The following is a 13,170-nucleotide window of genomic DNA, read 5'->3' on the forward strand; positions in this document are numbered from 1 at the left end:
TGCATTAGGAGACTAACAAGTATGAACTCCGTCAGTATGGATAATCAAAAAGTGAGAAAAAATCGCACGACAACATGGTTTGATAATGTAGCCCGTAAGATGGTTTTTACTATGTTGGGCAAATTAGAAGTGGGCCATCTTACTTTAGAAGAGAACGGTGAAACTTATTCTTTTGGGGAATCGAAAGATCATACTCAATATATTGCTCATATTCATGTTCACGATATTCATGCTTACCGCGATGTATTCCAAAACAGCAGTATTGGTGCGGGTGAAGCTTACATGAAAGGCTGGTGGTCTTCTTCAGACGTGGTTGGTGTTATTCGCTTGATGGTCGCTAACCTGAATTTAATCAACAAAATGGACGCGAAACGCCCTATCTGGAGCCGCATCGGCGCCAAAATTGTACACAAGTTAAATGCCAATACGAAGAAAGGCTCAAAAGATAACATTTCTGCCCATTATGATTTGGGTAATGATTTCTTCTCATTGTTTTTAGATCCGACCATGATGTATTCCTCTGCGGTATATCCTCAGGTGAATTCTTCTTTAGAAGAAGCCTCGGTGAATAAATTGGATCGAATTTGCCAAAAACTTCAGCTTAGCAAAGAGGATCACTTGTTAGAGATCGGTACTGGCTGGGGGGGAATGGCGATTCATGCCGCAAAACACTATGGTTGCCAAGTAACGACGACGACAATATCGAAAGAGCAGTACGAATTTGCCAAAGCTCGAGTGGAAGCGGAAGGCCTGCAAGACAAGGTTACTTTATTGCTTGAAGATTATCGTGATCTGCAAGGCCAATATGACAAGCTAGTGTCGATCGAGATGATTGAAGCCGTTGGTCACGAATACTACGACAGTTATTTCTCCAAATGCAGTGCACTATTGAAGCCGCACGGAGTAATGGTGATCCAAGCCATCACCATTGCTGATCAGCGTTACGATTATGCTCGCAGTTCAGTGGACTTCATTCAGCGCTACATCTTTCCAGGTGGTTGTTTGCCATCCAATCAAGTGATCGCTCATAAGATTGCTTCTAAAACTGACATGCAGATCGTCGGCTTAGAAGACATTACTGAACATTACGCGAAAACCCTTGCCGATTGGCGCACACGTTTTCATGCGGCACGTCGTGAAGTGACCGATATGGGATTTGACGATGTGTTTTGTCGCATGTGGGATTTCTATCTCGCCTACTGTGAAGGTGGTTTTAAAGAACGAGCGATCAGTACTGGGCAGTTTGTTTTTGCCAAACCTGATCATCGTTTGTCGATTTAACGGGTATGAAAGGAGTAAATGGCATGAAACCTGTGATGAATGCCATTTTGTTTCAAGTCGTTTGGTTCGTCTGTTTATTGGCGGGTAGCGCTTGGGCGCTTATCGCGACGGTTTGCTACTTGTCGTTACATCATCGCTATTTTATGACGGATCGAAGAGAGTGGCGTTTGTTGTTTGTCTTCTTAATCCTTGGTTTAGTGATAGACGGAAGCCTATTTCAACTAGGTATTTTCTCGACAAGCACCGAGGTGCTAAGTGATATTAAAGTACCTCCTGTGTGGTTACTGTGCCTTTGGGTTAGTGTCGGTACCTTGTTTGCTCATAGTTTGACTTTTCTACGCTCACGTTATCTTTTCAGTGCGTTACTTGGCGCGGTTGGGCCAACAATGAGTTATTTTGCTGGGGCAAATCTAGCAGGTATTGCATTGGCTGAGCCTGTTATTTTGAGTTTGTGCGTTGTCGCTATCGTCTGGTCTATGGTGTTACCACTGGGCGTATGGCTTTGTGAAAAATGGGCATTATTTCCAAAAGAAGGAGAAAAAAGGTAATGAAAGGTTTTCCTGCTCTACCGTTACCAACGCGGTCTCTTGTTATTGTTGCGTTGGCTGCTTTATGTAGTTCTTTTAGTTTCGCTGATGACGCTTTTTCTAAACTGGTTGGTAGTGCTTACAATATCGAAACCGGGGCCTTGCTTTATCGAGAAACACATCAAAAAATCAGCAAAGATATTTATAAAGTTGAATACTCTGAGCCTGATGGACGAGTGTTTGCGAATAAAACGATCGATTTTTCCAAGTCACAAACCACCCCTAGTTTTTCACAGCTTAATAAACGTAACGGTGAAAAAATTGATGTCACTCAGAGTGGTAATCAACTCCAAATACGTTATCAAGAAAACAGTAACGAAAAAGTTGAAAAAGACTCGGTGACATTGGCCCAAGGCATGGTGGTTGATGCGGGCTTTGATGCTTTTGTAAAACAATATTGGGATACCTTAATCTCAGGAAAAGAGATGGACATTGAGTATCTTGTGCCAAGTAGGCAGTCAACTTTTAGTTTTCGTTTTAGTCAGATTACCTGTGTAGACGGTACAAAAGAGGGTGCTATGTGTTTTGCCCTCAAGCCTGTTTCTTGGTTTGTTAGGATGGCGGTAGACCCTATTGTGGTCGCTTATGATCCAGTCGATAAGAGGCTATTGCGATTTACAGGACGAACCAATATTTGTGATGAGCAGGGTAAGTACTTAACCGCGGATATTAAATATCATTACATGTAGTTGTTTATTTAGTTTATAGGGGAAGCAATATGAGTTACTTATGGCGATCAATTTCGGGCAAAATGTCTATTTTATTGTGCGCGTTGTTGCTGACGGCTTGTTCTACACCTGAGGTGTCTTTATATGCCAAGAATGAACCTAAATTTGATATTCAGTCGTTTTTTTCTGGTTCTTTAACCGCTCATGGCACCCTGAAAAATCGCAGTGGCGAAGTGACTCGCTATTTCAATGCAACCTTAGAAGGTAGCTGGGATAAAGGGGTTGGAACGCTTGCTGAAGTGTTTGTGTTTGATGATGGTGAAGTGCAAAAAAGAACCTGGATAATGACACCGGACGCACAAGGTAAGTACACCGCAACGGCAAATGATGTTATCGGGAAAGGTGACATTAAAATTGCTGGCAATGCCTTGTTTATGAAGTATGTTCTACAAGTGCCTTACGATGGTGATTTAATAGAAGTGAATGTGGACGATCGCATGTACATGGTGAAAGACGGTGTCGTGATGAATGAATCAATTATGACTAAGTTTGGTTTTGAAGTAGGCTACTTGTCGATTGTTATACAAAAAACGCCACAGTAACGCTCGTTATTTGAGCGAATCCTAACAACTCATACAAAAGTGAATAATACTTCCAACGTTTTATCAATTAGTTGAATAGAGGTATCGGGTAAAGCACTTATTTTCGATGATATTAATAAAAGGCTGCCTTCGGGTAGCCTTTTTTATTGGTACATTTGAATATCTATGTAATTATCAGCATATGCATACATTATATCTGTAAAAAAATGCTTTTTTAGATCAGAGGTAAAACACAAGGGAGGTCGCTTAGTGTTTAAAAACATCATGGGAATAGTGCCTTCGAGAAAAAGAACCCTCTTTTTTTATAGCTTCTTTTCTTTGTTTATTATCCTCTTCGCTTTTACCCTCGGCCTGTATTTATCTTTATTGAATGACTTAGACGCTCGTACGGAGGCGGCGAAAAAAGCTTTGTCAGATAGAATGGATAATATTTTCACTGAGTTAAAACAAGTTGCAGAAGATAGTCGTTTGTCCTGTGAAAAGCCTGATTTAAAGCGCTTACGGCGCGCCACGTTTTATTCTCCTACCTTAAAAGAAATTGGCTTATTCAACTCGAATTTTGTTGTGTACTGTTCAAGTTTAGGGCCAACTAAGATCACAATTTATGACTCTATAGCCTCTAGAATCACCAATAGTGAAGGCCGTAAAACGGTCTCTTTGGTGAAGTCTAATACGCTGAGTGAGTCAACGTTCTTTGCTTTTTATCAAAGAATGGATGGCCTTGGTGTAAATGGATTAGCGCCGCCAGAGAGTATTGCCGCAAGTGTAGACCAAATTCTACTGCCTGATTATTTCTATGAATTGATGATTGGCAAGCAAGTCTTCTCTTCAAATAGAGCAGGGATGGATTCGAATGTAATTGCTAAGCAGGAGGTGTCGTTAGCTGATTGGTCAATGAGACTAACGGTGTATTTCCCAGCGAGCTTGTACTGGCAGAGTTTATGTTCCCTTTGGCCATTTATGTTATTGAGCTGGGGAGGCTTGTTCGCGGCTTTTTATATTGGTCATTTAGTATTGATTTATTATCGTCGTTCTTTGCGTCACTGTATTAAACGGGCAATAAAGAAAAATGCTATGGAGGTGTATTTCCAGCCGGTGGTGTCTTTAAAGGACGGTGGATTTCATGAAATGGAAGCGCTGATCCGCTGGCGCTCCTCCCTTCACGGTCAGGTTTCACCATTAGTGATTGTGGATATGGCAGATAGACTTGGCTTAATTGATGATCTTACTTGGATGGTGGTTAGTAAGGTTGGGGAATTTTATCGAGAATATCCCGAGCAACTAAGACAGATTAAAATCTCCGTCAATGTTGATAGACATAGTTTACTTAAAGAGGGTTTTGCGCTTAATTTGTCCCGTATTCTTGATGAATATCCGGAATTAAAAGGTAGACTTGGTCTTGAAGTAACCGAAACCAGCGCGCTAGATTCTGCTGAGTTACCTTTGATGGTGAGTCGTTTTGAACACATTAAAGCGATGGGGATTGGCTTATCCGTCGATGATTTTGGTACTGGTTATGCTGGGTTGGACTTTTTGCGCCGTTTCCCATACGACACATTAAAGTTAGATCAAATATTTATCGCCAGCTTAAAAGATGACCAATTTACTCGTCAGATACTTACCTCGGTGACCAAATTAGCAAAAGAGCTAAACATGGAATTGGTGGCAGAAGGGGTTGAGCGCGAAGATCAATTAAATGCGGTTCGAGAGCTTGGAGTGGATAGAGTGCAAGGTTATTACTTCTGTCGCCCACTACCAAAAGATCAAGTGATTACTTGGCTCGAAGAAAACACTATAAAATAAACACACTGCCATAATACTAGATTGTATTCTGTGTCTGCTTCTCTTACCCTCTACCGCTCAATTTCTATGCTCAAGGTCTTATCATATGGCAACTCTGGTTTTTCGGCTGAAATATGTCCCGGATGAAGAAGCGGATGATATTCGTCAATTATTAGCCGATCACGATATTGCTTTCTACGAAACGACAGCAGGACGTTGGCAAATTTCTATGGCTGGTCTGTGGGTTAGAGACAAAGAGCAAGCCATCAAAGCGAGGGAGTTGATTCGAGAAGACCAAATCGCTCGTGCGCAAACCATGCGGCCTATTACGTTAGGACAATGGATTCTTGGCTATTTACAGCATGCTCGTCAAAATCCCGCAGAAGCGTTTTTTACTCTGATCGCTGTATTGATTATTATAGGTATTTCCATCATTCCATTTACGTTATGGCTTTAATCGCCAAGTGTTGTGATTAAAGCGCCATTAATAACAAAACTAAGTCGCTTTACTTAATTGCGGTGTTATTAACGCGGCTTTACGCTGAATTCTAGCACTAATCAATTGAACGTTAATCGCGCTGACGATAACAATCAACATGCCAAATAAGCTTAACAAGTCAGCATGGGATGAGTTGATGCTGCTTGTCCACCAACCAAGGGCGACACAGCTTTCAGTTAGAATGAACGCCATTACAGGTGTTAATGCTACGGAAGCGCTGACTTGTACGGTTTGCCAATAGCGCATGGCTTGCGCAAATGCACCATAAGCGATGAGTGTATTTAGGCAGCAGAATGCCGCAATCCAAACCTCTTCAGAGGACATTTTCAGTAGTTCACTTGGTGACGAAAACGGCAGCATAACGACCAAGGCGTAGGAATAAATTGCCAGTAAAATATTGGAAGGCGCTAAACGTTTGAACAAGGACTTTTGCAGTAACGCGTACATTGACCAAGCCGCGGCAGACATTTGCACAATAGCGAAGCCTACCCAGATAGAGCCTTGACCACCTTGCCCAAAAATAGGGTGGAAGAAAACCAGCATGCCCAAACCTATTCCCACAAAACATAGCCATTGCTGCCAGTTAATGCTTTCTTTTAAAAAGAATAAACCGCCCAAGGCGAGAAATAGCGGTGCAATTTGAAAACTCAGTTGTGCCGAGCCGGGTAACAAAAAATTTAAGCTCCACGCAAAGCTGGTGTAGTTCACAATCAAAAACGTGCCAGCAGCAACAAGGCGCAGCCAGTCATTTTTAGACAGGGACTTAAATTCGCCTAATTTTCCACGTTGCCATTGCCATAACCCCAAAATGATCCCCGCAACTGAAAAGCGTAACCAAGTCAGCGTGATAGGATCGGAAAAACCACCAGACAGCTTGAGAGCGATGGGCAGCATTCCCCAAAAAAGCACTGTGACGGAGCTAAATAATAGTCCGTATAAAAAAGTCTGTTTGGCAGTTGGCATGGCTATGACCTTTTAATATGAAAAGAGACGGAAAGTTCATAATGGCTTTTCCTCTTTATTAAATCCAATGCATAATAGTTCTAATCATTATGCATAAATCGAGATTTAGTCATGATCCCCAACTCACTTCAACACTTGGATCTTAAGTCTTTAACTGGGCTTTTGTACTTATTGGAAGAACGTAATGTTGGACGAGCGGCAGATCGATTGTATTTAAGCCAATCTGCTATGAGTCGATTGTTAAATCGACTGCGTGATGCTTTTGACGATCCCTTGTTCATTCGTACCTCAAAAGGCATGGTGCCAACATCAAAAGCATTAGCTTTAGAAGCGCCATTAAAGTTAATGTTGGAACAGATAACAGGGCTGGAGTCGCCGCCAGACTTTCAGCCGCAAAGTAGTAATCGTGTGTTTCGTTTACAAACAACGCATTATCAGGCCCAAGCTTACGTGCCAGCAATCGCTGAACGCTTTTACCAAGAAGCGCCATTTGCCTCGTTGGAAACGACGACGATCACAGAGACCAGCTTGGTCAGTCAAACTGAGCATTCTGCCGATGTCGTATTGTGTAGCGAATACATTGAAATCCCCAATACTTATCGCAAAGTATTATTGGGACGCGAAAAATTTCGCTGCATCATGTCGAATAATCACCCGCTGGCCAAACAAGATAAGATCAGCCTTGATGAGTATTTAAGCTTTTCTCATGTCTTGGTGAGTATGGGAGGAAATCGGCGCGTAGTGAGTGATTTGGTCTTGGCGGATAGGGCACATGAGCGGCGTTTTGCCTTTCGTACACCGTATTTTTTATCGGCACTAGAAACGGTTGGTCGCACCTCGTTGCTCATCAGTACCAGTGGCTTACTAGCTGAACGATTTTGCGAGCAGTTTAATCTCACAATGAAGCCGCTGCCTATTGAGTTTCCTGATTCTAAGTATTTTTTAAGCTGGCCAAAAAGTATCGAACGTGACCCAGCCGTTGAATGGTTTAGACGATTAACGGAAGAAGTGGTAAAAGGCTTGATCCCTTATCCTGAGTCGTAACTTTTAGAGTTATTACGAGTTAGCCCTGTGACATCTCAGCACATTTAGTCCAAGCCGAGGAATTCGGTTATACTCGCATTTTGGTTTAAAACAATGGCATTACAGTGGTCTTAAAAAGCAAGAATACGAAAAGTAAACGTACCAATAAACTAGAGCTTCATCCTCGTAACCCGCATCGTGCGCGTTATGATTTTGCTCTATTGGCGGATTCTTGCCCTGAACTTTCTGGTTTTATTCAACTCAATCAATATGGCAATGAATCCGTTGATTTTGCCAACCCTGCTGCGGTGAAAACTTTAAACCGTGCTTTATTAAGTCATTTTTATGGTGTCGCTTTTTGGGATATTCCACCAGGCTATCTTTGCCCACCCATTCCTGGTCGAGCGGATTACATTCATTATTTAGCTGACTTGCTAGCGACCAGTAATCAGGGCGTTATTCCCCGTGGAAAAGGCATAAAAGTCTTAGATGTGGGCGTCGGGGCGAACTGTGTGTATCCGATTATTGGTCATCAAGAATATGGCTGGCAGTTTGTTGGATCTGATGTGAATCCTGTTGCTGTAGCAACGTGCGACACAATAGTGAAATCCAACGCTTGTCTAAAAGGCGCAATTAGTGCCCGTTTGCAAACGCAACCCGCTAAGTTGTTTGATGGTGTTTGGAAGGAAAAAGACCGTTTCGATTTGACCTTATGTAATCCGCCTTTTCATACCAGTGAATCGGCAATGATCGACGAATCCCAGCGTAAATGGCGCGGCGTTAAAGGCAAAAAACCGACAACCGAAAAACCAGTACTGAACTTTGGTGGCACGGCGGCCGAGTTATGGTGTGATGGCGGTGAAGCGGGTTTCGTCTCGCGTATGGTAAAAGAAAGCGTGCAATACGCTGATCGTTGCTTTTGGTTTACTTCTTTGGTGGCGCGTCAGGGAAATTTAGATGCGATTTATCGGACGTTAAAAGACGTTGGCGCTCGCCAAGTGAAAACCATTGAAATGGCGCAAGGTCAGAAAATCAGTCGATTTGTCGCGTGGAGTTTCCTTGCTGATGACCAAATTGACTACTGGAAAGACAACTACTGGCAAAGTTAATGATGTTTTCTATCTTAATCAAATAGATCTAACAGGGCGTTATCTATTGATGATAAGAAGCCGCCCAAGGATGGGCGGTTCAGGCCATGCCATACAGGATGTATGGCTGGCCGGCGGTTTCATTAATAGATATCGATATATTAATAAGATTGTTTTTTACTAGAGCGCGGCGGCAATCTCGGCAGCAAGACGAGCGTTGTTAAACACCAGCTGGATATTACTTGCTAAGCTGTTTCCGCCTGTTAGTTCGGCTACCCGTGCCAGCAAGAATGGGGTAGATTCTTTACCGGCCACACCTTGTTCTTCCATTTCCGCTAACGCTTGATTAATGGCTGCATCTATAGCGGCTTTATCCATCGCAAATTCTTCAGGAATCGGGTTGGCGATAATCGCACCACCGTGCAGCTGCATTTCCCATTTTGCCTTGATGAAATCTGCAATGTCGCCAGCAGATTGCATGTTGTAATCTACCGTTTGATCGCTTTCACGAGTGTAAAAAGCTGGCAAAGTGTCTGTTTTAAAACCTAAAACCGGTACACCTTGAGTCTCTAAATATTCGCGAGTTAGGGCAAGGTCAAGGATAGATTTAGCGCCTGCACAGACAACAGCCACATCGGTTTTTGCTAGCTCTTGTAAATCCGCTGAAATATCAAACGTTTGTTGCGCGCCACGGTGCACACCACCAATGCCACCCGTAGCAAACACTTTAATACCCGCCATTGCCGCAATAATCATTGTCGCTGCAACCGTCGTTGCACCGTGTTGTTTTTGTGCCACAACAAAGGGTAAATCACGGCGTGAGCATTTGGTCACAGATAAGCCAGCTTTCGCTAAAGTATCAATTTCGTCATTGCTTAATCCTGCTTTTAAGCGGCCATCAATGATCGCGATCGTTGCAGGGACTGCGCCATTATCCCGGATAATTTGCTCAACTTTTTTTGCCGTTTCTGCATTTTGAGGCCAAGGCATGCCATGAGAAATAATAGTGCTTTCTAAGGCGACAACAGGTTTTCCTGCCGCAATAGCGGCGGCTACATCTGGGTTGATATCTAGGTATTGGTTCATAGTTTTTCTATCCATTGGGTCACATGTTGAATGGTAAGTTCTGGGTAATTGGCGTAAGGACTTTCCAGCGTCATGGCGGCACAAGCTAATGCAAAAGATAAAGACTGGTCGAGATCTTTATTCTGTTGACGAGCGTTTAAATAGCCGGCCAATAATGCATCACCTGCGCCACTGTCGCTGACAGGGCGGCTCGGGTGACAAGCTTTACGTTGGCAATGTGTTGCGCTGAAAAATAAAACGCCTTGACTGCCTAGGCTGAGTAATACTTCTTCTACGCCAGTATCAAGTAAGGCTTTTGCCAGTTTTTCTGGGGCTGTTTCGTTGCAATCTAGAATGGCTCTGGCTTCATCCTGATTGACTTTTAATAGTGCTAGTTGCGATAAGATAGGGCGTAAGCGAGGCGCTTTTGCTGTGGATACTGCATCGGCAATGAAGCGAGTTGTTAGTGTTTGTTGAGCTAACCAAGAGATCACTTCGGCAGATAAATTCGCATCGACAATAATGCGATAAGCGCTCTGTAATAAAGACAGCTTACTGCTTAATTTTTGCTGGTCTAGCGTGTCAATGATACGCATGTCTGCAATGGCGGCTTGCAGTTCGCCATTGTCATTATTGATAGCCAAATAGGTGCCTGTGGGCAAGGTATCAATGCGCAGCACATGATGCATGTCGACACCGCTCATGCGGGTTTGTTCAATGAGCCAATCACCGCGCTGGTCTAATCCAATTGGGGCTAACAGATGTACATTTTCTCCGAGCCGAGCCAGATTTTCAGCGATATTGCGGCCGACGCCACCAGGGCTTTGGTTGATGGTTCCTGGGTTCGAGTCATAGGCTTTTAAGTCTGTACTGCTGCGACCATGGATGTCGACATTGGCACCACCTATAACAACGTATGTATTTTGTTCGGCAAGTAGGTAGCCTTTGCCTAGAATATACCCTTGTCGAGTAAGTTGCATTATGTGGCCAGCAACGGATTCTCGACTCATATTGAGTCGATCTGCAAGGGCTTGCTGCGATGCCAAAGGGTCGAGCTTGATGGCTTCGTATACGCGAGAAGTTTGGTCTTTCATAAGTAACTTTAACAAAAGTTTAAAATAATAACTTATGTTAAATTTGCTAAATATACAAGAGCTTTGGGCTGATATGGTAAAAAAATGTTATAAATCTTATTATTCAGTATTCCTTGTTGAGTTTTGTCTCGTCAGCTGGTCATTTAAGGACAGCATTAAAGAGGTTTTATAGTGTTAAAAAGCTTTCAAGCACGACTCATTATGTTTGTCTTAGTGTTGCTTGCGTTGGTCCAACTAGGAACAGCGTTAGCCGTTTTATCGTCTTTAAAAGAAGATAACTATAAACAGGGTGTTCATTCTATTGATGTATCCCGCAATGTCTTTGATTTGTTTTTAGAAGCTCGTGCCGAGCAGTTAACCAAAGGCGTTGAGATTTTGACTTCTGACTTTGGTTTTAAGCAAGCGGTCGCAACCAGAGAAACGGGTACGATTCGTTCAGTGCTACTAAACCATGGTGGCCGTATTAATGCTGATATCTCTCTTCTTGTTTCCCCACAAGGTGAACTCATTACAGCCACTCAAGAACTGGATATTAGTAATACTATTGCGGAACTTGTCTTTGCTGCTCGCCGTTCTGGTGGTTCATCCATCAGTACCATGATTGCCTTTGATAATCGTGCTTATCAGCTAGTTTTAGTACCGATTAAAGCACCCAACGTAGTGGCATGGGTTGGTATGGCTTTTTTACTGGACCAAGCTTTGGCTGAGCAGATTAAAAATGTAACGGGATTAGATATTAGCTTTGTCTATGAAGAGGATGATGCACACACTCTTTCTGGTGGGTCGACCCTTCCGTTAGATGAAAAAGAACGGTTACTCAAGAGTATTGGTAACGTTGAAAGTATTCTCAAATCCCCAGTCTTTTCCAATGATGAAAAGTATTTATCTCTTGGTGTGGATCTTGGCATGCCAAATCAATGGGGGATTATTCATTTGCCTTATGGCCCTTGGTTAGAAAGTTATCGCGACACACGTAATCAACTGATATTGATTTTTACTGGTGCTTTAGCTCTGGCCTTGTTATTTGGTATCGCGTTGGCCCGAAATATGACGAAGCCGATTGGTCGTTTGGTGGATTACGCTCAACAAATTGGTTTGGGTGGAGCGAAAAATAAGGTGAGTGCGCCGACAGTCGGTGGTGAGTTTGGTGTTTTGTCTCATACCATGAAAACGATGCAGGACTCTATCATCAGTAGGGAAGAAGAACTCACCTATCGGGCTTCCCATGACCAGCTTACAGGGTTATTCAATCAGAGTGCGGTAGAGCAGTATTTAAGCGACACCTTACCCAAAGAGCAGGGTGGTTTAGTGCTGGTTAATATTCGTCACTTTAAAGATATCAATAATATGTTGGGCTTTGATGTCGGCAACTTGCTGTTATCAAAAGTGGCGGAGCGTCTTCAAGCATGGGGACATGATGCCAAGAAGCTAGCAAGATTGAATGCAGATAAGTTTTTGCTGATTTTTGATCGCTCCATTACTCAGCAAGATTGCAATGATTTAAAAGGCTTTTTTAATAACGAATTTGAGGTCGAAAAAGGCTCCGGTATTCGTTTGGATATCAGCATTGCCGTGCTTCCCTTTGAACACGCTACGGCAACTGTAAATAGTGCCATGCGACGTTTAGACATCGTTGCCGATGAAGCGCGTGAATCAAGTGATTTATGTGTTTTTTATGAAGTAGGTCAGGATGAAAATCACCGTCGTCAGCTGACAATTATTCGAGATCTACCGACTGCGCTAGAAGGTGGTCAATTGTTTGTTGTTTATCAGCCTAAGGTTGGTTTAGCTGGTGATGATTGCCACGAAGCCGAAGCGTTGATTCGTTGGATTCATCCAGAGCTTGGTTTCCTTCCTCCCGATGAGTTTATTTCTTTGTTAGAGCACGCCGGTAGCATCCAGCAGTTAACTAAGTGGGTGCTTAATACGGTTTTGTTTCAACTGAGCCAGTGGTGGGCACAAGGGCATGAAATACGTGTTGCCGTGAACTTATCAGCCCATGACTTGTTAGATGAGCAGTTGCCATTTATTGTCTCCGAAGCCTTGCAAGCAAATCGTCTACCGACTCGTGCACTGGCATTAGAAGTGACAGAAAGTGCGGTGATGAAAGACCGAGCGAAAGTTATTAATGTCTTGAAAGCATTACAAGAAATGGGTATTCATCTTGCCATTGATGATTTTGGTACAGGCCAATCTTCACTGGCTTATTTACGTGAATTACCTGTTAATGAAGTGAAAATTGACCGAGCTTTTATTCAGTATATTGATACCAATAAAGGCGACGAATTTATTACTAGGGCGACAATTGATTTATCCCATAGTTTGGGTTTTCAGGTTACCGCTGAAGGCGCAGAAAATGCCGAAGGTACGGCACTTTTAAGACAGTATCATTGTGATAAAATACAAGGCTATTTTTTCTCTAAGCCCTTGGCTGCAGAAGAGTTTTTCAAGTGGCGTGAGACGTTTCATTTGCGTTAATCTCTAACCAATCTTACACGCTGTTAATGTGAGGTTTATT

General features: G+C 42.9%; 12 protein-coding genes. 9 read left to right on the forward strand and 3 right to left on the reverse strand.

Translation table 11 applies throughout. The features are described from left to right. Positions 1-21 precede the first annotated feature (21 nt). The 6 genes from AC2A4J_RS14375 (at position 22) to AC2A4J_RS14400 (ending at position 5,377) form a co-directional block, all read left to right on the forward strand. The gene (locus tag AC2A4J_RS14375) at positions 22-1,281 is read left to right on the forward strand and encodes an SAM-dependent methyltransferase (RefSeq protein WP_255826801.1); all 1,260 of its coding nucleotides are present in this window, start codon (positions 22-24) and stop codon (positions 1,279-1,281) included. A gap of 23 nt (positions 1,282-1,304) precedes the next feature. Beyond that, complete coding sequence (locus AC2A4J_RS14380; protein ID WP_484176514.1) at positions 1,305-1,829, forward strand: DUF2878 domain-containing protein; 525 nt, start codon at positions 1,305-1,307, stop codon at positions 1,827-1,829. Then, positions 1,829-2,557 carry a hypothetical protein gene (locus tag AC2A4J_RS14385; protein WP_255826799.1) on the forward strand — a complete coding sequence of 243 codons (729 nt, stop codon included), beginning with the start codon at positions 1,829-1,831 and terminating at the stop codon, positions 2,555-2,557. Before AC2A4J_RS14380 ends, AC2A4J_RS14385 begins: the two co-directional genes overlap by 1 nt. Positions 2,558-2,586: 29 nt before the next feature. Then, positions 2,587-3,138 carry a DUF3833 domain-containing protein gene (locus AC2A4J_RS14390; protein ID WP_255826798.1) on the forward strand — a complete coding sequence of 184 codons (552 nt, stop codon included), beginning with the start codon at positions 2,587-2,589 and terminating at the stop codon, positions 3,136-3,138. 249 nt (positions 3,139-3,387) lie between these two features. Beyond that, complete coding sequence (locus AC2A4J_RS14395) at positions 3,388-4,941, forward strand: EAL domain-containing protein (protein WP_484176515.1); 1,554 nt, start codon at positions 3,388-3,390, stop codon at positions 4,939-4,941. A gap of 85 nt (positions 4,942-5,026) precedes the next feature. Continuing rightward, positions 5,027-5,377, forward strand: a complete 351-nt coding sequence (locus tag AC2A4J_RS14400) for a DUF6164 family protein (RefSeq protein WP_484176516.1) — start codon at positions 5,027-5,029, stop codon at positions 5,375-5,377. A 39-nt stretch (positions 5,378-5,416) separates the two neighbouring features. Here the strand turns inward: AC2A4J_RS14400 and AC2A4J_RS14405 are convergent, their stop codons facing one another. After that, on the reverse strand, positions 5,417-6,382 hold the full coding sequence (locus tag AC2A4J_RS14405) for a DMT family transporter (protein ID WP_484176517.1): 966 nt from the start codon (positions 6,380-6,382) through the stop codon (positions 5,417-5,419). Between the two features lie 111 nt (positions 6,383-6,493). Here AC2A4J_RS14405 and AC2A4J_RS14410 point away from each other — a divergent pair, with 111 nt between their 5' ends. Together AC2A4J_RS14410 and rlmF are read left to right on the forward strand one after the other, a co-directional pair. Beyond that, positions 6,494-7,426, forward strand: a complete 933-nt coding sequence (locus AC2A4J_RS14410) for a LysR family transcriptional regulator (protein WP_484176518.1) — start codon at positions 6,494-6,496, stop codon at positions 7,424-7,426. Positions 7,427-7,530: 104 nt separating this feature from the next. Then, entirely contained in the window at positions 7,531-8,514 is a 984-nt protein-coding gene (gene rlmF, locus AC2A4J_RS14415; protein WP_484176519.1) for a 23S rRNA (adenine(1618)-N(6))-methyltransferase RlmF, read from the forward strand. A gap of 159 nt (positions 8,515-8,673) precedes the next feature. Here the strand turns inward: rlmF and AC2A4J_RS14420 are convergent, their stop codons facing one another. Together AC2A4J_RS14420 and AC2A4J_RS14425 are read right to left on the reverse strand one after the other, a co-directional pair. After that, entirely contained in the window at positions 8,674-9,579 is a 906-nt protein-coding gene (locus AC2A4J_RS14420; protein ID WP_484176567.1) for a pseudouridine-5'-phosphate glycosidase, read from the reverse strand. Beyond that, positions 9,576-10,652, reverse strand: a complete 1,077-nt coding sequence (locus tag AC2A4J_RS14425) for a carbohydrate kinase (protein ID WP_484176520.1) — start codon at positions 10,650-10,652, stop codon at positions 9,576-9,578. Before AC2A4J_RS14425 ends, AC2A4J_RS14420 begins: the two co-directional genes overlap by 4 nt. A gap of 171 nt (positions 10,653-10,823) precedes the next feature. Here AC2A4J_RS14425 and AC2A4J_RS14430 point away from each other — a divergent pair, with 171 nt between their 5' ends. Continuing rightward, entirely contained in the window at positions 10,824-13,130 is a 2,307-nt protein-coding gene (locus AC2A4J_RS14430) for an EAL domain-containing protein (protein ID WP_484176521.1), read from the forward strand. Positions 13,131-13,170 lie beyond the last annotated feature (40 nt).

It is taken from the genome of Marinomonas sp. ATLA20 (assembly GCF_057180105.1).

Bases quoted from the DNA above. Each gene is read 5' to 3' on its own strand.
- AC2A4J_RS14375 (WP_255826801.1), top strand. From the start codon at position 22: ATGAACTCCGTCAGTATGGATAATCAAAAAGTGAGAAAAAATCGCACG.
- AC2A4J_RS14380 (WP_484176514.1), top strand. From the start codon at position 1,305: ATGAAACCTGTGATGAATGCCATTTTGTTTCAAGTCGTTTGGTTCGTC.
- AC2A4J_RS14385 (WP_255826799.1), top strand. From the start codon at position 1,829: ATGAAAGGTTTTCCTGCTCTACCGTTACCAACGCGGTCTCTTGTTATT.
- AC2A4J_RS14390 (WP_255826798.1), top strand. From the start codon at position 2,587: ATGAGTTACTTATGGCGATCAATTTCGGGCAAAATGTCTATTTTATTG.
- AC2A4J_RS14400 (WP_484176516.1), top strand. From the start codon at position 5,027: ATGGCAACTCTGGTTTTTCGGCTGAAATATGTCCCGGATGAAGAAGCG.
- AC2A4J_RS14405 (WP_484176517.1), bottom strand. From the start codon at position 6,382: ATGCCAACTGCCAAACAGACTTTTTTATACGGACTATTATTTAGCTCC.
- AC2A4J_RS14410 (WP_484176518.1), top strand. From the start codon at position 6,494: ATGATCCCCAACTCACTTCAACACTTGGATCTTAAGTCTTTAACTGGG.
- AC2A4J_RS14420 (WP_484176567.1), bottom strand. From the start codon at position 9,579: ATGAACCAATACCTAGATATCAACCCAGATGTAGCCGCCGCTATTGCG.
- AC2A4J_RS14425 (WP_484176520.1), bottom strand. From the start codon at position 10,652: ATGAAAGACCAAACTTCTCGCGTATACGAAGCCATCAAGCTCGACCCT.